The sequence below is a fragment of the Shigella sp. FC1661 genome (assembly GCF_001712525.1).
In the GTDB taxonomy this organism is placed as follows: domain Bacteria; phylum Pseudomonadota; class Gammaproteobacteria; order Enterobacterales; family Enterobacteriaceae; genus Escherichia; species Escherichia coli.
In genome coordinates this window covers 1-23,436 of the sequence record NZ_MDGW01000044.1, presented here as the reverse complement: position 1 = coordinate 23,436, position 23,436 = coordinate 1, and the positions used below count along the sequence as shown (strand labels likewise).

18 protein-coding genes and 3 pseudogenes are annotated in these 23,436 nt (G+C 52.9%); 5 read left to right on the top strand and 16 right to left on the bottom strand.

Annotated features, from left to right (window positions below):
* Positions 1-114: 114 nt before the first annotated feature.
* Both pbpC and yfhM read right to left on the bottom strand, forming a co-directional pair.
* Positions 115-2,427 carry a peptidoglycan glycosyltransferase PbpC gene (gene pbpC / locus BFF42_RS03570; protein ID WP_039060321.1) on the bottom strand — a complete coding sequence of 771 codons (2,313 nt, stop codon included), beginning with the start codon at positions 2,425-2,427 and terminating at the stop codon, positions 115-117.
* A complete protein-coding gene (yfhM, locus tag BFF42_RS03565) occupies positions 2,428-7,389 on the bottom strand; it encodes an alpha2-macroglobulin (RefSeq protein ID WP_000736275.1) in 4,962 nt (1,653 codons plus the stop codon). It lies immediately after the preceding gene.
* Positions 7,390-7,595: 206 nt separating this feature from the next.
* Between yfhM and sseA the strand changes: the two genes are divergently transcribed.
* Both sseA and timP read left to right on the top strand, forming a co-directional pair.
* Entirely contained in the window at positions 7,596-8,441 is an 846-nt protein-coding gene (gene sseA / locus BFF42_RS03560; RefSeq protein WP_000108646.1) for a 3-mercaptopyruvate sulfurtransferase, read from the top strand.
* 335 nt (positions 8,442-8,776) lie between these two features.
* Positions 8,777-8,902 carry a small toxic inner membrane protein TimP gene (gene timP, locus BFF42_RS27505; RefSeq protein WP_001385884.1) on the top strand — a complete coding sequence of 42 codons (126 nt, stop codon included), beginning with the start codon at positions 8,777-8,779 and terminating at the stop codon, positions 8,900-8,902.
* Positions 8,903-8,933: 31 nt separating this feature from the next.
* Here the strand turns inward: timP and sseB are convergent, their stop codons facing one another.
* From sseB to trmJ, 11 genes are all read right to left on the bottom strand, one after another.
* Complete coding sequence (gene sseB / locus BFF42_RS03555) at positions 8,934-9,710, bottom strand: enhanced serine sensitivity protein SseB (RefSeq protein WP_005007820.1); 777 nt, start codon at positions 9,708-9,710, stop codon at positions 8,934-8,936.
* A 141-nt stretch (positions 9,711-9,851) separates the two neighbouring features.
* Positions 9,852-11,135 carry an aminopeptidase PepB gene (gene pepB / locus BFF42_RS03550; protein ID WP_000133575.1) on the bottom strand — a complete coding sequence of 428 codons (1,284 nt, stop codon included), beginning with the start codon at positions 11,133-11,135 and terminating at the stop codon, positions 9,852-9,854.
* Positions 11,136-11,312: 177 nt separating this feature from the next.
* The gene (iscX, locus tag BFF42_RS03545) at positions 11,313-11,513 is read right to left on the bottom strand and encodes a Fe-S cluster assembly protein IscX (protein WP_000523616.1); all 201 of its coding nucleotides are present in this window, start codon (positions 11,511-11,513) and stop codon (positions 11,313-11,315) included.
* 11 nt (positions 11,514-11,524) lie between these two features.
* A complete protein-coding gene (gene fdx, locus BFF42_RS03540) occupies positions 11,525-11,860 on the bottom strand; it encodes an ISC system 2Fe-2S type ferredoxin (RefSeq protein ID WP_001124469.1) in 336 nt (111 codons plus the stop codon).
* A gap of 1 nt (position 11,861) precedes the next feature.
* Positions 11,862-13,712: a Fe-S protein assembly chaperone HscA gene (gene hscA, locus BFF42_RS03535; RefSeq protein ID WP_001196599.1), complete on the bottom strand. Its 1,851-nt coding sequence runs from the start codon at positions 13,710-13,712 to the stop codon at positions 11,862-11,864.
* Between the two features lie 16 nt (positions 13,713-13,728).
* The gene (gene hscB / locus BFF42_RS03530; protein WP_000384413.1) at positions 13,729-14,244 is read right to left on the bottom strand and encodes a co-chaperone HscB; all 516 of its coding nucleotides are present in this window, start codon (positions 14,242-14,244) and stop codon (positions 13,729-13,731) included.
* Between the two features lie 95 nt (positions 14,245-14,339).
* On the bottom strand, positions 14,340-14,663 hold the full coding sequence (gene iscA / locus BFF42_RS03525) for an iron-sulfur cluster assembly protein IscA (protein WP_000028953.1): 324 nt from the start codon (positions 14,661-14,663) through the stop codon (positions 14,340-14,342).
* Positions 14,664-14,679: 16 nt separating this feature from the next.
* On the bottom strand, positions 14,680-15,066 hold the full coding sequence (gene iscU / locus BFF42_RS03520) for a Fe-S cluster assembly scaffold IscU (RefSeq protein ID WP_000331709.1): 387 nt from the start codon (positions 15,064-15,066) through the stop codon (positions 14,680-14,682).
* 27 nt (positions 15,067-15,093) lie between these two features.
* A complete protein-coding gene (gene iscS, locus BFF42_RS03515; RefSeq protein WP_001295373.1) occupies positions 15,094-16,308 on the bottom strand; it encodes a cysteine desulfurase in 1,215 nt (404 codons plus the stop codon).
* A gap of 111 nt (positions 16,309-16,419) precedes the next feature.
* Entirely contained in the window at positions 16,420-16,908 is a 489-nt protein-coding gene (gene iscR / locus BFF42_RS03510) for a Fe-S cluster assembly transcriptional regulator IscR (RefSeq protein ID WP_001241357.1), read from the bottom strand.
* A gap of 269 nt (positions 16,909-17,177) precedes the next feature.
* Positions 17,178-17,918, bottom strand: a complete 741-nt coding sequence (gene trmJ / locus BFF42_RS03505; RefSeq protein ID WP_000940019.1) for a tRNA (cytosine(32)/uridine(32)-2'-O)-methyltransferase TrmJ — start codon at positions 17,916-17,918, stop codon at positions 17,178-17,180.
* Between the two features lie 118 nt (positions 17,919-18,036).
* Between trmJ and suhB the strand changes: the two genes are divergently transcribed.
* The 3 genes and pseudogenes from suhB to csiE all read left to right on the top strand — a co-directional run bounded on the left by suhB (position 18,037) and on the right by csiE (position 21,324).
* Positions 18,037-18,840, top strand: a complete 804-nt coding sequence (suhB, locus tag BFF42_RS03500) for an inositol-1-monophosphatase (RefSeq protein ID WP_000553446.1) — start codon at positions 18,037-18,039, stop codon at positions 18,838-18,840.
* A gap of 144 nt (positions 18,841-18,984) precedes the next feature.
* Positions 18,985-19,839: an alpha/beta hydrolase gene (locus BFF42_RS03495; RefSeq protein WP_012421377.1), complete on the top strand. Its 855-nt coding sequence runs from the start codon at positions 18,985-18,987 to the stop codon at positions 19,837-19,839.
* Positions 19,840-20,029: 190 nt separating this feature from the next.
* A pseudogene (gene csiE / locus BFF42_RS03490) lies at positions 20,030-21,324 on the top strand (stationary phase inducible protein CsiE).
* On the opposite strand, the gene BFF42_RS03485 reads toward csiE, so the two are convergent.
* From BFF42_RS03485 to BFF42_RS03475, 3 genes and pseudogenes are all read right to left on the bottom strand, one after another.
* Positions 21,316-22,455 (bottom strand): 3-phenylpropionate MFS transporter, encoded by a 1,140-nt coding sequence (locus tag BFF42_RS03485; protein WP_000244213.1) that lies wholly within the window; start codon positions 22,453-22,455, stop codon positions 21,316-21,318. The pseudogene csiE and the gene BFF42_RS03485 sit on opposite strands and share 9 nt — an antisense overlap.
* 159 nt (positions 22,456-22,614) lie before the next feature.
* Positions 22,615-23,076: pseudogene (locus BFF42_RS03480) on the bottom strand (LysR substrate-binding domain-containing protein); the annotation flags it as partial.
* Positions 23,077-23,085: 9 nt separating this feature from the next.
* A pseudogene (locus tag BFF42_RS03475) lies at positions 23,086-23,436 on the bottom strand (IS1-like element IS1B family transposase); the annotation flags it as partial.

The window sequence follows — 23,436 nt, the reverse complement described above, 5'->3', positions numbered from 1 at the left end:
ACCAGCGTACGAGATGGCGCGGATTATAATGAGCAACAGGGCCGTTGACTATTGATGAAGGTAACATTTTTTTAAAATAAAATGAGTTTTAGCAACAATCAGGGACAAAACAGACTATTGCATGACAAATTTCACTGTCGCGATTTGCCCCACGTCATCCATCACCAGCAATTGATAATCACCTTTATCCGTCAAATGCAGGGTCACGTTGCGCCCGCGTTCAGTTAACGGTTCGCCATTCAGAAACCACCAGCGTTCACCTGCCCCTCCACTTGATTGCAACGGCAAAGTCGCTTCCGCTGCGCCCGGTAAACGTTTAATAATCGCGCCATCGCGAACGCCTGTCAGCTGCAGCGGGAGCTGGGCATCGTGACCGTATGGCGGGCAACTTGTCGAGGCCGGTGGTAAGCGCACAGCGCGACGTTCTGATGCGGGCAGCCAGGGTTCCAGCGGTAGCGGCCAGACATTTATCATTTCTTGTCGCGCTTGCGGGCAATCAGCGGCAACACGTTTGCCATTTTCATCCAGCCAGATGGGGAAACGAATGCCATTAATGCCTTCCTGCTCCGGCAGTAATAGAGTTGGCGGCTGACTCCCGTCCAGCAGCCAGGTTGCCAGGCGGCGGCGACAGTTACCGTCACCTTCCGGCAAAGACTGTCCGCCCGGCCAGCAGATAACGCCACGAGTGACTGAGTTCGGGCGCGGGTCTTCCGGCAGATTCGCACTGCGCGACAGTAAGATATTATTGACCTGATTCAACAATGGTACGGCACTGGCAAAGCCAAACTGACCAACAACGGGCGTGCCGTCCGGTCTGCCAGTCCAGATCCCAATGACATAGCGAGCGTTAACCCCAATCGCCCAGGCGTCACGATAGCCATAGCTGGTGCCCGTTTTCCATGCCAGTGGGGCGACGCGCGGCAAGGCACTATCCGGCAAGGGTTGCGCTTCATCAGCCATAATCCGGCGAATGATCCACGCCGCCCCCGACGACATTAAAGGCCGTTCAAGCAGCGGATCGTCAGGCTGTAAGCGCAATTTGCCTGCCTTGCCGTGGCGAGCAAACGCGGTATACGCTGCCGCCATATCTTCCAGTTTTGCACCAGCGCCGCCGAGAATGAGTGAAAGATTCGGCGCAGCACCGTTGGGCAAATATAACGGCAATCCAACATTGCGTAACTTTGCCGCAAACCGTTTCGGTCCATAGGCTTCCAGCACCTGCACAGCAGGTAAGTTCAGCGAGCGCACCAGCGCCTCGCTCATGCTGATCGGGCCATGAAAACCGCTATCAAAGTTACCTGGTCGATAATCACCGGTGCGCCGGGGGACGTCTTGCAGCAGTGATGCCGGGTGGATCAAGCGTTCATCCAGCGCCAGACCATAAACAAACGGTTTGAGCACCGATCCTGGCGATCGGATCGCATTGACCATATCAACATGACCAAAGCGTGAATCATCGTTGAGATCAACCGATCCCACCCAGCCGCGAACACGCATATCGGTATGATCAACCACGATCATCGCCAGTGAGCTGCGCGGTGGCAACCGCCCTTTCCAGTTTTGCGCCAGTTCTTCCAGACGTCGTTGAAGACCGGCATCCAGCGTAGTAACGATTTTGTCGCTTTTGCTTTTACCGAGCATCATGCGCGAAAACAGCGGTGCCAGTTGCGGCATTTGTCGGGGTGCCAGCCAGATGGGTTCTTCCCTTGACTCTTTTACCTGCTCACGGGACCACACACCTTGCACGGCCATCCGTTCGAGCACTTTATTACGCGCGCCTTCGGCACGCTCCGGCCAACGATCCGGGCGCACTCGGCTGGGCGCTTGCGGTAACACCGCCAGCATTGCCGCCTCGGAATAGCTTAAATTCGCAGGCGATTTTCCGAGATAAGCCCAACTTGCCGCACCGATCCCCTGCAACGTACCGCCAAACGGAGCGCGGTTAAGATACAAGATCAGAATTTCACGCTTAGACAAATGCCACTCCAGTTGCAACGCGCGCCAGAGCTGGAGAATTTTGCCACCAAATGTTTTGGGGTGAGGATCAAGCAGACGAGCAACCTGCATAGTGAGCGTGCTGCCACCAGAAATAACCCGTCCCGAAGTGAGATCTTGCCATGCTGCGCGCGCCACCGAGAATGGATTCACCCCCGGATGCTTCCAGAACCAGCGATCTTCATAATTGATCAGCGCTTCAAGGTAACGTGGAGACACATCTTCGATTGTTACCGGATAACGCCAGATGCCATCAGCATCGGCGAAGCGCCAGAGCGGCGTACCATCCTGCGCCACGACCACTCGTGCGGGATTGACTTCATGCAGCGGTAGAGGCCAGAGTTTATCTGCTCCCCACGCTGCAAGAAAAAGGAGAAATGGCACAGCTGCCAGCGTTATCCAGCAGCCGCGTTTGGTTAACAAGCGAAGCATTTACGGTCGGACAATCAGCAGATCTTCAGCCGCGCCGGTCGCCCGCCATTGGGGAACATACATTGATTCCACCATCGGTTGCGGTACCTGATACGTTCCCGGCGTCACCGCCCGCGCCAGATACACCAGCGTTACCGGTTGGTATTCATCAACGGCAACCGCCGCCACAAAGCGATCGTCACGGAACTCAATGTGCTTAATGCTCGCCTGCTGCATCTGGTTCAGTAAGTTTTGCACTTCGCCACCACTTTGCTCCAGGCTGGCGCTACCGTTCGCCAGATTCTGATTTTCCAGTTCCAGACCCGCAGGCAGCAGATCCACGACTAACGCATCCGGCACGCTGTTACTGGCTTTTACCTGCAACCAGACCAGCACCAGATCGCCGCTACGTAACGAGTCCAGCGATTTGCTCTTACCATCAGTACCAAGAATATGACGCTCGATTTGCAGCACATTGTTCGCCGGTAAAGGTGCGGATTGCGGATAACCGCTGGCATCCATACGCAACCATAACGGCTGATCGCCACTGTTTCTCACCTGCAAGGTGGCAAGTTGATCGCTATTCAGATTGCTGTTTAGCGTTTTCTCGCCTGTCAGCGGCTCAGCTGAGAAAGAGGTTTGCGCCTGCCATTTACCCGGTAAATCCTGAATCGTACGGGCAGCCAGGAACAACGCGTTACTTTCCTGCGTCGATAGACAGCGTTCACCAAACGCCTGCTGCGAAAGTGTGTTCAGCAAAGTGTACTGCTCATCGGGTAGCAGTTTATTTTCTTCCAGCAAGGAGAGCATTAACGCGTTGTCGCGCAGTGGACTACCGTAATCACCCAGCCATATCCGCTCATCACTATTTCTCGGCGTTTTCAGCGCCAGCACAATCGCTTCTTCACCACGCGTTGCATCACCCATGGTTTTCAGCGCAATGCCAAGTTGCAGCAGCGGTAAACCAGAAGCGGCATCTGCACGATGCTCCCAGATTTCACGCAGCGCACCCAGTGGTGCTTTTTGCTGACGGGCCAGCACCAGCGCAGCGTAAGACTGAACGGCGAATTTACTGGCTTTGAGATTATCCGCGTACGGGATCGACATCATGCCCGGATCTTGTAAATAGCGCAGCAGACGCTCATTACCCCGGTTAATGGCGTCTGTCGGCACGCTGTAACCCTGTTCGCCTGCGCGGACCAGGAAATCCATCACGTAAGCCGTCAGCCAGTACTCTTCGTCACCGTTTTTATCCCACAGCGCAAAGCCGCCGTTATCACGTTGCATTTGCAGCAAACGGGAAATGCCGATATCGACCGATGCACGGCGTTTCTCATCACTGTCGCCTTTGATGCCCAACGCCTGCAGTTGGGCTGCGTTGGTATAAAGTGACGGGAACAGGCCGCTGGCGGTTTGCTCAAGACAGCCGTACGGATACGCTTTTAACTCTTTGATATAACGTGCAATGTTCAGCGGTGGTTTGCCGCTCAACAACAATTGCCCTTCCAGCGTAACAGGCGAGAAGTTTTGCAATCCATCCGCCGGAATCGCCCATGTCTCACCAGGCTGTAACGCCGTACCGTAATTAACCGTTTGTGCTGGGAACGCCGGACGGACGCCGATTTTCCACTGCTTATGCTGATCGGCAACGGTTTCACCCGGTAACGCTAACCCGCTAATGGTGGCCTGAATTTCTCCATCGCCATAACCCGGCAATGCTCGCACTGGGATAAACAGCGTAGTACGCACACCTGGCGCTAATTCAACGGCTGCGGGTGAATCGCTGACCAGTTCAAGCAAACCACTGGCGGTCAGGGCAACGTTCAGTTTTTGCGGTTTATCGGTAAGATTAGTGATATCCAGCGTCAGACGCGAGGTATCGCCACTCGCCATAAAGCGCGGCATGTTCAGTTCAGCAATCACCGGTGCGGCAACTATCACTTTGCTTTCGTTGCTACCGAAATCATCTGCCGTCCAGGCTTGCGCCATGACGCGCAATTCACCGTTAAAATCGCCAATCGGCAGTGTAACCGAGCCTTCGCCCTGTTCGTTGAGCGTTACCGGCAGCGCCTGCTGCGCGACAATATTGACGTGATTGACCGGCGGTTTACCACCACGTTTCAGCTCATCACCATCGCCACCGAAACGCAGAGCTGCCAGACGCCCCTGACCTTCAATAACCTGACCGTAAATATCGTAAATGTCTGCGCCATAGCGTTTCTGACCAAAGAACGCCTGCCACGGATCTGGCGTGACGTAGTCAGTAATATTCAGCACACCACTATCAACGGCAGACACCAGCACATTCACCTGTTTAGGCTTCTCGCCATTTTTAGTGCTGGCTTTAATTTTCACGGTTAATGGTTGATTGGGACGCATTTTTGCTGGTGTTTCCAGCGCCAGATCGAGGCGACGGTTTTCATCGCCAAGCGGCAGATGCAACACACCAACCGCGCGTTTTGGCGTCGCGGAGCGAGATTTATCGCCAGGACGTACCACCAGCGTACTTAAATACAGATCATGACGATTCCAGGTTTTATCGACCGGAATCGTCAGATCCAGCCCTTGAGCCGGAACATCAATCTCTTGCCACCACAGCGGCCCTTCACTGGACTCGACCATCGCATAACCTTTACCCGCCGTTGGCGCGGCGATATGCAACTTAATGGTGTCGCCAGGGCGATAACTGGCTTTATCCAGTTTCAGCGTGACACGGTCGGGTCGCACTGCGCCGCTACCGTCGCTGTTGTCCTGCCAGCTATAGCCAGCCCAGAAACGAACACTACTGACCGCTTCATTCGGCGCTTTGACTTCCAGACGATAAGCGCCCCACTCTACCGGAAAACTGACCTTGCCGGTTTCGTCCGCTTTCAGATCCAGAGTTTGTTCATTTTCGATCAGATCTTTTTGATCAAACTGTGACTGCCAGCCTTCATCTTCTGACCAGTTCCAGTAGTAATCGCGGCGTTCGCGAATCAGGCGCACCTGCAAGCCCGACACGGCTTTTTTCACGCCTTGTGCATCGCTATAAACGATGTCAAAAGCGGCGTTACTGCCTTCATCAACAATGGGCTGTTTCACCGTGCTGTCAGTGCGATAATCGTAAACCGATTTCAAGGCGAACTGCGGACGGAGCCCCGGCAATGCATCGGCAGGCCAGATAGCCTGCTCAGCGCGGCGCGTCACCGGGCGACCGCCCGATTCCAGCAAACTGCCCTGGAAAATAACCTGCAATGGGGAATGCGTTTCCTTCCACTGGCTTTCTGTAGAAACTTCGCCGCGCCCTTTATCATCCAGCGTCAACTGAACTTCATCCAGCGTGCGGGAAAGGTTTTCGGCAGCTATATCGCCGAATTCAAAACCAGGTAAGGCTGACACAGCCTCACGCAGTGGGCGCAGGAAAAGTTGCCCTTGCAAAGTATTACCATTAGCAGGCGCACCGTACAGGTAGTATCCCACCACGGAGAATTTCACTTCATCATTCGGCGTAAGCGGGGTTTTCTCACCGGTCAGATTCAGCGCCATACGCTCTGGCATAAAATCTTCGACGTGGAAATCCCACATCCGGTACTGGTTATCGCCCGTGTTGGCGCGAATATGCCACATACCGGTTGCCGCATTGCTATCGAGTGGCCAGGTAAAGTGGTAGAGGCCATTCTCCGGCTGACTAACGACGCTCCTGAGTACCTGCCCGTCAGGTTTAATCACGTCTAACTTGATGGGGTGATCGGGCAATGCTTTACCGTCTGCATCGCGCAGTAAACCATTGAGGATTACCGTTTCACCTGGGCGATAAAGATCGCGTGGGCCAAACATGAAAAACTGTTTGCTATAGCCTGGCGCGCCAGCAATGTTAAATTCTGCTAAGTCCAGCGCCGGAAGTTTTAAATCGAGTAGCGTTGTCTGACCGTCTTTACGTGCCAGCAGTAATGCCGCATTTTTATCATTTTCCAGCTGCACATGCCCCTGAGCGTCACTGGTTGCCTGAGTCAGAGTCTGCCCTTTCTCATTTAATAAAGAGACTTCAATTCCTTGCTGGGCCGCGCCGTTTTCCAGACTTTGGGTAAAGATATCCAGACGATTGTGATAACGGTGAGCTGAAACGCCGATATCACTTAACGTAAACAGCGTCGCGGGATTACTGTAATCGTAACGTCCAGCCTGATTCATCACAGCCAGATACACGCCCGCCTGCTGAAGCGGTTTGATATCGCCCAGCGGCAGCAATAATTTTTCACGGGTGTTACGCGCAGGATTGAGATCAAACCGTCCGGTGTAGACCAGATCCGCCATCTGCAGCAGTTTGTCTGACTGCCAGTTCGCCAGCGAATTGCGGTATTCCCATTGGCTAATGAATGCTGGCAGAGATTCTGGCTTAACGCGGAAGAAGTTAACATCGACATTATTAACGTTGAGCGCCATTACCGGCAGCCCTTCAACGACTTTGCCAGGCAGCAGCGAACCACGGCTGGCAAAACCGACGCTGGGTTGGATGTCGCGGGTAGTTATAGTTTTTTCGTAATCTTTACTGAAGGTTGCGTTGTTGAGTGCTTTGACCTCCTTGCCAATAGTAACGATCAAATCACGTTTCGGTTCGAGGTGGCGTAAACGTAGCTCTTTAAGATTATCTGACAGCTCCCAGGCACCATCCACTTTGCCGCTTTTTTTATCGACGACATGAATAACGCGTGAGAAATCCTGATCCGGGTCGAGAGGGATGGAGAACGTCAGCACCAGCGTGGCTGCACCATCAAGTTGGACTTCAGAGAGATCCAGCAATGTCAGCACCTTACCGGCACTCTGTTGGGCCAGTTTTTGTCTCTCCGGCACGGAGAGTTTTGCTGAACTCGCGTTTTCTGAAGAGGCCGCTTTAGTAACTTCAGAAGGCGCATCTTTTTTCACCGCTGTTGGCGCGTTATCGTTGTTGTCGCACCCTGCCAGCGCCAGCATTAGCATGCAGGCGGCTACGCGTAACTTTTTCATTTTTCATCCCTGCCACAATGGCCCGTTAGCAACGTCGAATAATTATTATGCGTGAGAATTTACGTTATGTAATTCAGTATCACGCCCATACAATCCGAATTTTAGTGAGAATTGTGGCTCAGACAGCCAAATCAGCCTCTTTCGCTTGTCGCTTTTCACTAAACATCCGACAATTTAGCCTAACCCCGGCAAAAATGGAGATGCCTATGTCCACGACATGGTTTGTAGGAGCCGACTGGCTCGCCGAACATATTGATGACCCGGAAATTCAGATTATCGATGCCCGCATGGCGTCGCCTGGACAGGAAGATCGTAACGTTGCTCAGGAGTATCTGAATGGACATATTCCCGGCGCAGTGTTTTTTGATATCAAAGCGCTTTCTGATCACACTTCCCCGCTTCCGCACATGCTGCCGCGCCCGGAAACGTTCGCCGTGGCGATGCGTGAATTAGGCGTTAACCAGGATAAGCACCTGATTGTCTATGACGAAGGTAATCTTTTCTCAGCCCCACGAGCATGGTGGATGCTGCGCACCTTTAGTGTAGAGAAAGTGTCGATTCTGGGGGGTGGACTTGCAGGCTGGCAGCGCGATGATCTGCTGTTAGAAGAAGGTGCAGTAGAGCTGCCGGAAGGAGAGTTTAACGCCGCGTTTAATCCTGAAGCCGTGGTGAAAGTAACCGATGTATTATTGGCAAGCCATGAAAATACGGCGCAAATTATTGATGCCCGCCCGGCTGCACGTTTTAACGCAGAAGTTGATGAACCTCGCCCAGGTTTACGTCGCGGACATATTCCCGGAGCACTGAATGTTCCGTGGACGGAACTGGTGCGCGAAGGCGAACTAAAAACGACCGATGAACTGGATGCGATATTTTTTGGTCGCGGCGTCAGCTACGACAAACCAATTATCGTCAGCTGCGGCTCTGGTGTAACGGCAGCCGTGGTTTTGTTAGCACTCGCGACGCTGGATGTGCCAAACGTGAAACTGTACGACGGCGCATGGAGTGAATGGGGCGCGCGGGCAGATTTACCGGTTGAGCCAGTGAAATAAGTATTTTACAGGCAATAAAAAACCGCCGAATTTGGCGGTTTTTTATTGCTGGTCTGGTTCGCGGCCTTTCCAGCAGGTTGTATTACCGTAGTAATGCAAGCGCGTCTCAGCGGAGACAATACTCGCCAGTAACTCTCTTTTTGTCAAGCAAAAGAGAGTTATTATTGTTCTGTTAGTATATTATCCACTGCGGCCCTTTCCGCCGTCTCGCAAGCGGGCGCTGGCTTAAGGAAAGGATATTGCGCGACCGTTAGAGCAAGCGCGTCTCAGCGCTTGCTATCGCGGCAATATCGCCAGTGGTGCTGTCGTGATGCGGTCTTCGCATGGACCGCACAATGAAGATACGGTGCTTCTGTATCGTACTTATTGTTTCTGGTGCGCTGTTTTCCCAAGTAAATAATAACCGAAGTCTCTCCGGCGACAATTTACTGGTGGTTAACAACCTTCAGAGCAGCAAGTAAGCCCGAATGCCGCCCTTTAGGGCGGCATATTTTAGATTATCCGGTTTTGTTTAAAGTCACGCAAAAAACCTCCCCAGCGACGTTCATAGAATGGCACAATATGTTCGGTAATAAAGTGGCTAATTCCTTTTTCCCCTTTTTTCACCTGACAAATATCGATTGGTTCATCGCCAGGTAATGTATCGGTCGCTACACTTCCCGTCGCCTGAATAATTTCTTCGATATCACCATCGGCTTCAATGCCAATAAATAAATTAGGCTGTGCCTCTTCGTTCTCTTTAATTGAACAAATAAAAGCACGCTTCACCGGCTTAATGGTTTTAAATAAGGTGGTGAGTGAATCAATCATTTGTGCTGGCGGCTCTGCGACTTCCGATAATATCAGCGATTCACCGCCTTCCAGGATTTCCTGGCTGCTCAGCGGATTTCCCTCTTCACCAATCAACAAACTGATTTCACGCGGCATAAATTCTTTACCGGTCGGCAGTTTGGCATTAAGGAAGAGCGTTTCGCCAAGGGTCATCTCAAACAATGTGCGAACGGGCATTACGACAAATGCCTGTTCGTCTTCAACCGCCTGTTGAAGCGCTTCTAACGAGGTGAAAAAAGGAATGACGCTGGTGCCGTCTTCTTTTTCCCAGTGCTGTAAATCAAGCGCACTATCTTCAACCACAGCCTCGCCCTGCGCCGCCGTACCAGGCACCCAGACGGTGGATTCCAGTAGAGTACGGAAAAAGGCCGGGCGGTGCGCCGGTTCGGTTGCTGCTTTTTCCAGCAGGTCTTCAAGTTCGTTTTTTGTTTCGGACATAAGAACCACAATTCATTCAACGTTCGGGGCGCAAATGCCTGATGCGCTACGCTTATCAGGCCTACAAGGGATTCGCAATTTGTTGAATTTGCAGAATTTGTAGGCCGGATAAGGCGTTTACGCCGCATCCGGCATATTAGTTTACGCCGTTAACAGATTAGCTATCGTGCGCACACCAAGTCCCGTAGCGCCCGCAGACCACTGTTCAACCGGCGCTTTACGGTAAGTCGCCGAGCAGTCGATATGCAGCCAGCCTTGCTGATAGTTCTCAACAAAGTGCGACAGGAAGCCCGCCGCCGTGCTCGCGCCTGCCGGATACGCCGCGCTTCCGGTATTGTTCAGTTCGGCAAAGTTAGACGGCAGCTGGCTGCGGTGGAATTCCGCCAGCGGCAGACGCCAGAATGGTTCGTTCTCTTGTGAGGCACTCGCCAGCAAACGACCGGCAAGCGCATCGTCAAAACTGAACAGCGCGTGATAATCATTACCCAGCGCAGTTTTCGCCGCCCCGGTGAGGGTCGCCGCATCAATGATCATTTCCGGTTTCTGCGCACTGGCATCAATCAGACCATCGGCAAGCACCAGACGCCCTTCGGCATCAGTGTTCATCACTTCAACTTTTTTACCGTTGCGATAGGTGATGATATCGCCCAGCTTGAACGCATTGCCGCTAATCAGGTTATCCGCACAGCAGAGGAACAGCTTCACGCGCTTGTTCAGTCCGCGCGTAATGGCAAATGCCAGCGCCCCGGTAACCGTTGCCGCGCCGCCCATGTCCGACTTCATCGAGTCCATAAACGCAGTCTGTTTGATGCTGTAGCCGCCGGAGTCAAAAGTGATACCTTTACCTACCAGGCACGCGTACACTGGCGCTTCTTTATCGCCAGTTGGGTTGTAATCCAGCGCCAGCAATACCGGAGAACGTTCTGAAGCGCGTCCGACGGTGTGCAGCCCCATATAACCTTGCTCACGCAGATCTTCGCCTTTGGTGATCCGATAAGTCACACGATCGCCCGCGACGTTGCTGATCAGATCAACAGCACGCTGTGCCAGTTGCGATGGTCCCAATTCTTCTGCCGGTGCGTTGATGGTGTCACGCACCCAGTCGATGATCATCAGGCGGTTATCCAGTTCCTGGCGCTGGGCATCGTCCAGATCCGGCCACTCCACTTTACGCGTGCCTTTCGGGGCTTTGTAACCTTGCCAGAATGCCCAGCAGCGATCCGCATCCCAGCCTTCACCGCTTAACTGAACATGCTTGATGCCCAGACCGTCAATCTTGCGCGCCGCACGCTGAATCAGCCCCAGATCGTCTGCCCCGTTCAAATGCAGGGTAATGCCGTCATTATTAATGCTGTAAGTTGCTTTTTCTCCCCAGCGCGCGTCGGCAGGTTGGGTAGAGAGGGTAATCTTCATCGCTTCTGTCATTTTAGTTATCCTTCTTTGTAAAAGGGCCGCCAGTTGGCAGCCCCAGGATTTTTCCGCTAAATGATTCGCGTTGCAGGAAGGCGGCAAGTGAGTGAAGCCCCAGGAGCATAGATAACTATGTGACTGGGGTGAACGAGCGCAGCCAACGCATCTGCGGCGTGAAGCATGACGCGGAAATTATTCGGCCTCGTCCAGCCAGACTAACAAAATCGCTTCGAGGATTTTCTCGTTGGATGCCTGCGGGTCGTCGTCGAAATCTTCCAGATCGCAAATCCACTGATGCATATCGGTGAATCGAACCGTTTTCGGATCAAGATCAGGATACGCATCGTACAGTGCTTCGCCAATTTCGCGGCTATCGGTCCACTTAAGTCCCATACTAACCTCTGTTAATGCTCACGCGCATGGTTGATAGTGTAACGCGGGATTTCGACTACTAAATCTTCGTCGGTAACGCGTGCCTGGCAGCTTAAACGGCTTTCGGGCTCCAGTCCCCAGGCTTTGTCCAGCATGTCGTCTTCCTGCTCTGAGCTTTCTGGCAGCGAGTCAAAACCTTCACGAACGATGCAGTGGCAGGTGGTGCAAGCACAGGATTTTTCACAGGCGTGTTCAATCTCGATACCGTTACGCAGCGCTGCGTCGAGAATGGTTTCACCGCTATTAGCTTCCAGAACAGCGCCATCAGGGCAGAGGTCCTGATGAGGCAAAATAACAATCTTTGGCATATTAAACCTCGTCCACGGAATGGCCTTTCAGCGCACGACGAACCGACTGGTCCATGCGGCGAGCGGCGAAATCCTGGGTTTGTTTGTCTACGTTTTTAATCGCTTGTTCGATGGCGTCAACATCATCGCCCTGAGCCACTTCACTCAGGTGAGCGGCAGCATTGTCAATGACCTGACGCTCTGCGGCGCTTAACAGCGCGGCATCAGCAGCCAGCGCGCCGTGCAGACTTTCCAGCACACGCGCCGCTTCTACTTTTTGTTCTGCCAGCATACGGGCTTTTACGTCCTGCTCGGCATAGCTCATTGAATCTTTGATCATCGAAGCGATTTCGCTATCGGTCAGACCGTAAGAAGGTTTGACCTGAATAGACGCCTCAACGCCGGTGGATTTCTCCATCGCCGTCACGCTCAAAAGACCGTCGGCATCGACCTGGAACGTCACGCGAATATGCGCACCGCCAGCCGGTAGCGCCGGAATACCACGCAGCGCAAAACGCGCCAGTGAGCGGCAGTCCTGCACCAGTTCGCGCTCACCCTGCATTACATGGATAGACATCGCCGTCTGACCATCTTTAAAGGTGGTGAAATCCTGAGCGCGGGCCACCGGAATAGTGGTATTACGCGGAATCACTTTCTCCACCAGGCCGCCCATCGTTTCGAGGCCCAGCGACAGTGGGATCACATCAAGCAGCAGCATTTCGCTGTCCGGCTTGTTACCCACCAGAATATCCGCCTGAATCGCCGCGCCAATAGCGACGACTTTATCCGGGTCGATGGAAGTCAGCGGTGGACGACCGAAAAATTCGCCTACCCGTTCACGCACCAGCGGCACGCGAGTAGAACCGCCAACCATCACCACTTCCAGCACTTCATCAGCTTCTACGCCCGCGTCTTTCAGCGCACGACGACAAGCCAGTAAGGTTCGTTTTACCAGTGGCGCGATCAGTTCATTGAATTGTTCACGGCTGATTTCGCCCTGCCAGCCCGCAACGTTAACGGTCACGGAGTCCGCATCGCTCAGCGCGATTTTGGCTGCAATGGCGGCATCCAGCAGTTCACGCTGAACGCGGTTATCGCTACGATCAGGAATGTCCGCCTGCTCGCGAATGTAATCCGCCAGCAGATGGTCGAAATCATCGCCGCCGAGCGCGGAATCACCGCCGGTTGCCAGCACTTCAAACACGCCGCGACTTAAGCGCAGAATGGAAATATCAAACGTCCCGCCACCGAGGTCATAAACGGCGATCACGCCTTCCTGACCGGAATCCAGCCCGTAGGCGATAGCCGCAGCGGTCGGTTCGTTAAGTAAGCGCAGAACATGCAACCCCGCCAGACGCGCCGCGTCTTTGGTGCCCTGACGCTGGGCATCGTCAAAGTACGCCGGAACGGTGATAACGACACCATCCAGCTCGCCTGCCAGGGCTTCAGTTGCCCGCGCCGCCAGTGCTTTGAGGATGTCCGCAGAAACGCGCACCGGGTTCAGCAGCCCCGCCGCCGTTTCAATCATTGGCAGGCCGTTTTCGCTGGCCTGGAATTGATAAGGCAAATGCGGATAGCGTTGCTGGATATCAGCCAGCGAGCGTCCCATCAGGCGTTTAACAGAACTAATGGTGTTGGCGGTATCGAGCGCTGCGTTAGTACGCGCGTCATAACCCACCGAATGCCCTTGCTGTTGATAGTGAACAACAGATGGCAGCAGGTGACGGCCTTCATGGTCGGCTAACGTTTCGGCCTGACCGCTGCGCACTGTCGCTACCAGCGAGTTGGTTGTGCCCAGGTCAATACCGGCCGCCAGACGACGCTGATGCGGCGCAGCACTCAAACCAGGTTCACTAATTTGTAATAAGGCCATGTTTAGCTTCCAGAAATTAAAAATCGAGCAGTTTTTCTTCGAGTTGTTCGGCACTGCTTCGCAGTTTATCGAGAAAACGCAGCTTACGCACGGTATCCGCCGCCGCGTCCCACGTCTCGTTGTCTAACTGTTCAACCATCAACTGATGGCGGGTATCAAACATCTTTTTCACACGTTTAATAAAGCTTTCCAGCCGCGCTTCATCTTTCGCCTGTTCGATCTCGTCCAGTTCTTCGCGCAGCTCCAGCTGTTCCATCAGGAACGCGGTGTCGCGCACAGTATGCTGCTCGCTGGCGAGATCAAAACCGTGCAAAGAAAGCAAATATTCCGCGCGCATTAACGGATGACGCAGCGTTTGCCAGGCCTGGTTAATGGTTGCAGATTGCTGTACGGCGGCGAGTTGTTCCGCCTGGCTTCCGCTGGCGAATTTATCAGGATGATACTGACGTTGTAGATCCTGAAAACGCAGGCTCAGTGCCTGGGTATCGAGTTGATAACGGGCAGGCAAGCCAAAGAGGGTGAAGTAATCCATAACATTCTCAGGGCTGCGATCCGCCGCGATAACGGCGAATCAGGTAAAACAAACCCCACGCGCAGGCGACCACGGTGGGGTTATCGGTATGCGCATCAAACGTGGAAGCTTTCGCCGCAACCACACTCATCTTTAACGTTCGGGTTGGTGAATTTAAACCCTTCATTCAGGCCTTCTTTTACGAAGTCCAGCTGCGTACCGTCCAGAAATTGCAGGCTTTTGCCATCGACCACGACTTTCACGCCTTTGTCTTCAAACACGATGTCTTCCGGCGTCGGTTCGTCAACAAATTCCAGTACATAAGCCATACCTGAACATCCGGAGGTTCTCACGCCCAGACGCAGGCCAAACCCTTTGCCGCGGTTAGCCAGAAAGGTATTTACTCGCGCTGCTGCACTGTCGCTCAGTGTAATCGACATAACCAAACCTCAACTCTTATTTTGCTTCACGTTTGCTTTTATAGTCCGCAATGGCGGCTTTGATCGCGTCTTCTGCCAGAATAGAACAGTGAATTTTCACCGGCGGCAGTTCAAGTTCTTCAGCAATATCGGTGTTTTTGATCGCCTGCGCTTCGACGAGAGACTTCCCTTTCACCCATTCGGTGACCAGGGAGCTGGAAGCGATAGCAGAACCGCAGCCGTAAGTTTTAAAACGCGCGTCTTCAATGATACCTTCATCGTTGACTTTAATCTGCAACTTCATCACGTCGCCACAGGCCGGTGCACCCACCATGCCGCTGCCGACGTTCTCGTCGTTGTTGTCAAAGGAACCCACGTTACGCGGATTCTCGTAATGGTCGATAACTTTTTCGCTGTAAGCCATTATAAATTCTCCTGATTCCGATACCGATTAATGATGAGCCCATTCGATGCTGTTCAGATCCACGCCCTGCTTGTACATTTCCCACAGCGGAGAAAGGTCACGCAGACGACCGATGGATTTACGAACTAACTCGATGGTGTAGTCGATCTCTTCTTCAGTAGTAAAACGACCTAAAGAGAAACGGATAGAGCTATGTGCCAGCTCGTCGTTCAGCCCCAGCGCGCGCAGCACGTAGGACGGTTCGAGGCTTGCTGACGTACAGGCGGAACCTGAAGAAACTGCGAGGTCTTTCAGCGCCATAATCAGTGACTCACCTTCAACGTAGTTGAAGCTGACGTTGAGAATGTTCGGCGCACCGTGTTCCAGGTCACCGTTCAGGTAAACTTCTTCGATATCTTTGATGCCGTTCCACAGACGGTTACGCAGGCCGCGCAGACGTTCCATCTCGGTCGCCATCTCTTCTTTTGCGATGCGATAGGCCTCGCCCATTCCGACGATCTGGTGAACAGGCAGAGTGCCGGAACGCATACCGCGCTCGTGACCGCCGCCGTGCATTTGCGCTTCGATGCGTACGCGCGGTTTACGACGTACATACAGCGCACCGATACCTTTCGGGCCATAGATTTTGTGACCGGAGAAAGACATCAGGTCAACTTTCAACTGGCTCAGGTCGATAGGCAGTTTGCCCACGCTCTGGGTTGCATCAACGTGATAGATAATGCCACGAGCACGGCACATTTCGCCGATAGCCGCGATATCCTGCACCACGCCGATTTCGTTATTTACGTGCATGATGGAAACAAGGATGGTGTCGTCACGCATCGCTGCTTCAAGTTCTTTCAGGTCGATAATGCCGTTACGCTGCGGTGCCAGGTAGGTGACTTCAAAACCTTCGCGCTCCAGCTGACGGCAGGTATCCAGTACCGCTTTGTGTTCGGTTTTGCTAGTGATGATGTGCTTGCCTTTTTTCTGATAAAAGTTGGCTGCACCTTTGATCGCCAGGTTGTCAGATTCGGTTGCACCAGAGGTAAAGACGATTTCACGCGGATCAGCGCCGACCAGATCGGCAATCTGATTACGGGCGATATCTACCGCTTCTTCAGCCTGCCAGCCGAAACGGTGAGAACGAGAGGCCGGGTTACCAAAGGTTCCGTCCATCGTCATGAACTGCATCATTTTCTCGGCAACACGCGGGTCCACCGGCGTGGTTGCGGAGTAGTCGAGATAAATCGGTAATTTCATTGCTCTATAAACTCCGTACATCACTCAATGCAAGGAATCAGGCTACCGGCTGGATGTACGACCGTGTTTACGGAGTATTTAGCACTCCGGCCTGATTCTGAATTCTTTTTATTAAGCGCGTAACTTAACGTCGATCGCGTCTTGTGTGCGGGTGCGTGGCGCGTCGTGAGTATGCTGACGACCAGACACATCCAGCACTTCCTGGTTATTAACCAGTTCGCCTAAAGTAATGTTGTTGAGAAAACCGGTGAGACGGTCGCTCAAATCACGCCACAGCGCGTGGGTCAGGCATTTATCGCCGCCCTGGCAGCCGCCTTTACCCTGACAACGGGTGGCATCTACAGATTCGTCAACGGCGCTAATCACTTCGCCAACGGCGATGCTGCTGGCATCTTTGCCTAACAGATAACCACCGCCTGGTCCACGTACGCTGGAAACCAGACCATTTTTACGCAGACGGGAAAACAGTTGTTCCAGATAAGAAAGGGAAATTCCCTGACGTTCGGAAATATCAGCCAACGGTACCGGGCCCGCTTCAGAGTTGAGCGCAACGTCAAGCATTGCGGTCACGGCATAGCGCCCTTTAGATGTCAGTCTCATGTCTTACTTCACCTCAAACTCGCCCCTGCCCGGGGTTTTTTATTGTAAAAGTGGGGGTATTGAATAGCAGGGTCAAGTCTGACATTCCCGAGTAAATTGGTCAACTATTTACTTGACTGATTTAGTCGGGTATTTAACCTTCAGTGCCATTTTTTTATCGTGGCGTTTGTACCTGTTGTCGGATGCGGTGTGAACACCTTATCCGACCTACGGTTCTGTACATTGTAGGCCTGATAAGACGCGTTAAGCGTCGCATCAGGCAACTACTGTTATTCGGCCTTGTTACCTTTATTCTGCTGCTCAATAGAAGCCAGAATCCCGCGCAGGATATTCAATTCCTGGCTTTCCGGGCGCGCACGGGTAAACAGACGGCGCAATTTATTCATCACCTGCCCCGGATGGTTTTCACGGATAAAACCGGTTGCCAGCAGCGTTTGTTCCAGATGACCATAAAAACGCTCCAGATCATCGACCAGCGGATACGGCGTCTCTTCATGCTCGACCTGCTCGCCGTTTTCCTGAGTTGCCAGCCAGGCCATGCGCACTTCATAGGCAATAACCTGAACCGCCATCGCCAGGTTCAGCGAGCTGTATTCCGGGTTAGCCGCAATCGCGACATGATAATGGCATTTCTGCAACTCTTCATTGGTCAAGCCGACGCGCTCGCGACCAAACACCAGCGCCACCGGGGTATTTGCCGCTTCAGCGACGCTTTTCAGGCCGCATTCGCGCGGGTCGAGCATCGGCCATGGCAGCGTGCGGGAACGTGCGCTGGTGCCCACCACCAAGCTACAACCGGCTAACGCTTCGTCGAGCGTATCGACGATGTGAGCATTACCAATCACATCGCTGGCCCCTGCTGCCAGGGCAATCGCCTGGGAGTCGGGTTTCACCAGTGGATTAACCAGCCACAGATTGGTTAATCCCATTGTTTTCATGGCACGGGCAACAGAACCCATATTGCCGGTGTGTGACGTCTCCACCAGCACAATTCGAATATTTTGCAGCATTGTCTTTCTTCATCTAAAGATTATTCACGCATCTTATCATAAAACGAAGACAGATGCCGATCTCGCTGCTATACTCTGCGCCGTTTTCCCGTTCTTTAACATCCAGTGAGAGAGACCGATGCATCCGATGCTGAACATCGCCGTGCGCGCAGCGCGCAAGGCGGGTAATTTAATTGCCAAAAACTATGAAACCCCGGACGCTGTAGAAGCGAGCCAGAAAGGCAGTAACGATTTCGTGACCAACGTAGATAAAGCTGCCGAAGCGGTGATTATCGACACGATTCGTAAATCTTACCCACAGCACACCATCATCACCGAAGAAAGCGGTGAACTTGAAGGTACTGATCAGGATGTTCAATGGGTTATCGATCCACTGGATGGTACTACCAACTTTATCAAACGTCTGCCGCACTTCGCGGTATCTATCGCCGTTCGTATCAAAGGCCGCACCGAAGTTGCTGTGGTATACGATCCTATGCGTAACGAACTGTTCACCGCCACTCGCGGTCAGGGCGCACAGCTGAACGGCTACCGTCTGCGCGGTAGCACCGCTCGCGATCTCGACGGTACCATTCTGGCGACCGGCTTCCCGTTCAAAGCAAAACAGTACGCCACTGCCTACATCAACATCGTCGGCAAACTGTTCAACGAATGTGCAGACTTCCGTCGTACCGGTTCTGCGGCGCTGGATCTGGCTTACGTCGCTGCGGGTCGTGTTGACGGTTTCTTTGAAATCGGTCTGCGTCCGTGGGATTTCGCGGCAGGCGAGCTGCTGGTTCGTGAAGCGGGCGGCATCGTCAGCGACTTCACCGGTGGTCATAACTATATGCTGACCGGTAACATCGTTGCTGGTAACCCGCGTGTTGTGAAAGCCATGCTGGCGAACATGCGTGACGAGTTAAGCGACGCTCTGAAGCGTTAATGACTCAGGCGGGTGATGTCACTCACCCGCCCTCGCCTTTCAGGCGCTATTCCGAAATACTTCCTCACCGCTTTACTTTCTTTCGTCACTCTCCCACCATCTTTCCCCGATTAATGGATGATAAAGAAGTCACAAGGAAAGGTTATGGCGCTGCCAGTGAACAAACGCGTTCTCAAAATTCTGTTTATTCTCTTTGTTGTTGCCTTCTGCGTTTATTTAGTGCCGCGCGTTGCCATCAACTTCTTCTATTATCCTGACGATAAAATTTACGGTCCCGACCCCTGGTCGGCGGAATCCGTCGAATTTACGGCTAAGGACGGTACTCGTCTGCAAGGCTGGTTTATTCCTTCTTCGACGGGCCCTGCTGACAATGCCATCGTAACCATCATTCATGCTCACGGCAATGCCGGAAATATGTCCGCCCACTGGCCGCTGGTCAGTTGGTTACCCGAGCGTAATTTCAACGTTTTTATGTTTGATTATCGCGGGTTTGGTAAATCAAAAGGCACGCCGTCCCAGGCCGGATTGCTGGACGATACGCAAAGTGCCATCAATGTGGTGCGCCATCGCAGTGATGTAAACCCACAACGACTGGTGCTGTTCGGGCAGAGTATTGGCGGGGCGAATATTCTTGCTGTTATTGGTCAGGATGATCGTGAAGGCATACGTGCGGTGATCCTCGACTCCACATTTGCCTCTTATGCAACCATCGCCAATCAGATGATCCCCGGCAGTGGCTACTTACTTGATGAGAGTTACAGCGGCGAAAATTATATCGCCAGCGTCAGCCCGATCCCGCTTTTACTCATTCACGGTAAAGCTGATCACGTTATCCCATGGCAGCACAGCGAAAAGTTGTATAGCCTGGCAAAAGAGACAAAACGGTTGATCCTAATCCCGGATGGCGAACACATTGATGCTTTTTCCGATCGTCACGGCGATGTTTATCGCGAACAGATGGTGGACTTTATCCTTAGCGCGTTGAATCCGCAGAACTAACCCATGATCGCTAGCACGATAATCATTCACAAAACCACCTTAAGACATGCTAATCCACTGGTCAGAACAGTTTAAGATGAGAAAAATTCTGTGACGCTTGCCAACATTTCTGATGATTAGCATTCCCTTCGCCATGTCCCTGAGCAAACTTTAGCTATTCTTATCAATTATGCTTATGGGAGATCTACAGATGATGCCTACGCTTGCTCCACCATCTGTCCTTTCGGCTCCCCAGCGCCGCTGCCAGATCTTGCTGACGCTCTTTCAGCCGGGGTTGACCGCCACCATGGCAACCTTCAGCGAGCTTAATGGTGTGGATGATGATATTGCCAGTCTTGATATCAGCGAAACAGGACGGGAGATCCTGCGCTATCATCAACTCACACTGACGACTGGTTATGACGTAGCTACCGGGTTGAAGGTACAGTGCTTAACCAACGTTTGTGTTTATTTCACTGGCTACGACGTGGTTTCCGTCTGTGTCCGTCATTTATTACCAGCCAATTCACCCCCGCCCTGAAGAGTGAACTGAAGCGGCGCGGAATTGCGCGTAACTTTTACGACGATACCAATCTACAAGCGTTAGTGAATCTCTGCTCCCGACGGCTGCAAAAACGCTTTGAAACGCGCGATATTCATTTCCTGTGTCTGTATCTGCAATATTGTTTGCTGCAACACCACGCTGGAATTACGCCTCAGTTTAATCCGCTCCAACGTCGCTGGGCGGAATCCTGCCTTGAATTTCAGGTAGCGCAGGAAATTGGACGCCACTGGCAGCGTCGGGCGCTCCAGCCTGTACCGCCTGATGAGCCACTGTTTATGGCATTACTTTTTTCCATGTTGCGGGTTCCCGATCCATTGCGTGATGCGCATCAGCGAGACAGACAATTGCGTCAGTCTATCAAACGTCTGGTAAACCATTTTCGTGAGCTGGGAAATGTTCGTTTTTATGATGAACAGGGGTTATGCGATCAGCTTTATACCCACCTCGCCCAGGCGTTAAATCGCAGTTTGTTTGCCATCGGTATTGATAATACCCTGCCAGAAGAGTTCGCCAGACTGTACCCACGCCTGGTGCGCACCACCCGCGCGGCGCTGGCCGGATTTGAAAGTGAATACGGCGTCCATCTTTCTGATGAGGAAAGTGGTCTGGTCGCAGTGATTTTCGGTGCCTGGCTAATGCAGGAAAACGATCTGCATGAAAAACAGATTATTCTTCTTACCGGGAATGATAGCGAGCGAGAAGCGCAGATTGAGCAGCAGTTACGCGAACTAACGTTACTGCCGCTCAACATTAAACATATGTCGGTAAAGGCATTTTTGCAGACAGGCGCTCCGCGCGGCGCGGCGCGGCGCGGCGCGGCACTGATTATTGCGCCTTATACCATGCCGTTACCGCTCTTTTCACCACCGCTGATCTATACGGACCTGACACTGACAACACATCAACAGGAGCAGATCCGCAAAATGCTCGAATCAGCATGAGGGAACAACTTTCGGGCGCAAAAACATTGCCGGAAGCGCCACCAGCGCCATTACCCAGAACACGCCGTGGCCCAGATATTGATACAGGAAACCGGTGAAAACGGTCATGATAGCTATACTGCCGCCCATCGCGACGGCAGAGTAAACCGCCTGTAAACGGATGACTTCGCTACCCTGGCGAGCGGCAATATAGCGCATGGCGGCCAGGTGGCAGACCGTGAAGGTGCCGCAATGCAGAATTTGCACCACTATCAACCACGGCAACGCCGTAGTTGCTCCCATAATGCCCCAGCGCACTACGCCGCAAATCGCCGAGATCAACAGCATATCGCGTGCACTACAACGGCGGAAAAGTTTATTACTCAGCGCAAAGATAATGACTTCCGCCACCACGCCCAGCGACCACAAATACCCCACCGCCGAGGCCGAGTAGCCAGCTGCCTGCCAGTAAATGGCGCTAAAACCGTAATAGGCCGCATGTGCCCCCTGCAATAAACAAACGCAGGCCAGAAAGCGCCAGTTCTGAAGAACCAGCGCCAACCACGCTGACCAACCGGTGCTCTCCTGCTGGCGGCTTGCCCCTTGTGGCTGAATCGTCGGACGGATGAGAAAGCCGAGCAGCATGGATGCCACGCCCAATGTTAACAGCGCGAGGATCACCTGATAATCAAACATAGTGACCAGTTTGCCCGTCAGCGCCGAGCCAATGACAAACGCCACCGAGCCCCACAGTCGCACTTTGCCGTAATCAAGCGGGAACTGCTTTTGCCACGTATTCGCCAGTGCATCGGTCAACGGTACCAGCGGTGAGAAAAAGAGGTTAAAGCCAATCATCACCAGCATCAGCCACGCTACGTGCGCCCCCGCCCAGAAGGCGACAGCAAAGAGAAGTGTCATCATTGCCAGCACGCGCAAGGCGGAAATCAGGCGAGAAGGATCGCTGACGCGGGGCGCGATGAGCAAACTCCCGAGAAAACGGGCAACCAGACCTGCCCCCAATAACAGGCCGATGGTTTCTGGCGTTAAACCAATCCCTTTAAGCCAGACGCTCCAGAAAGGTAGAAAAATGCCGTAACTAAAAAAGTATGTGAAATAGCCGAGCGCCAACCAGCGCGTGGATTGCAAAACCATGAGTCCCTCCCGTCAGGAGGCGTTAGTCTGGGGTTAATCGAATGTTGGTGCAAGTTGAAAAATAAGAATATTCGAGCCTGCTTCCCGATGTCTGTAACGCCAGTTCACAAGCACTAAAAAACTGCGATCCGCGACGCATGTTGCAAAAATAATGCGTAATTATGCCGTTACGCTTGCCAAACGTTCCTGCACAATGGCGATGAAATCACGTAATGCCGGCTTCATCTCCCCTTTCTTCCACGCCATCAGTAAAGCAATGGAAGGCACATTTCCGGCAATGGGACGAAAAACAACCTGTCCGGTATTAAAATTATTCATATAACCGGGTATCAAAGTGACGCCCAGCCCCATGCCCACCAGATTCATGGTCACCAGAATATTCGTTGCCACCTGGACGATATTTGGCTGGCTGTTTTCTTGCGCAAACCACGCTTTAACGATCGGCGCAAGCGAACCGGAATACGCCGGATCGGTACTGACGAAATTCACGCCATCCAGTTGCGCGGCGGTGATCTCTTTTTCATGTGCTAAAGGGTGATCAACCGGTAACACAACCACTAATGGTTCGTCAAAAAGCTCCAGATAATCAATCTCCGGGCTATAAACAGGATGGCGGGTAATGACTCCAAATTATTGATAGTGTTTTATGTTCAGATAATGCCCGATGACCTTGTCATGCAGCTCCACCGATTTTGAGAACGACAGTGACTTCCGTCCCAGCCTTGCCAGATGTTGTCTCAGATTCAGGTTATGCCGCTCAATTCGCTGCGTATATCGCTTGCTGATTACGTGCAGCTTTCCCTTCAGGCGGGATTCATACAGTGGCCAGCCATCCGTCATCCATATCACCACGTCAAAGGGTGACAGCAAGCTCATAAGACGCCCCAGCGTCGCCATAGTGCGTTCACCGAATACGTGCGCAACAACCGTCTTCCGGAGCCTGTCATACGCGTAAAACAGCCAGCGCTGGCGCGATTTAGC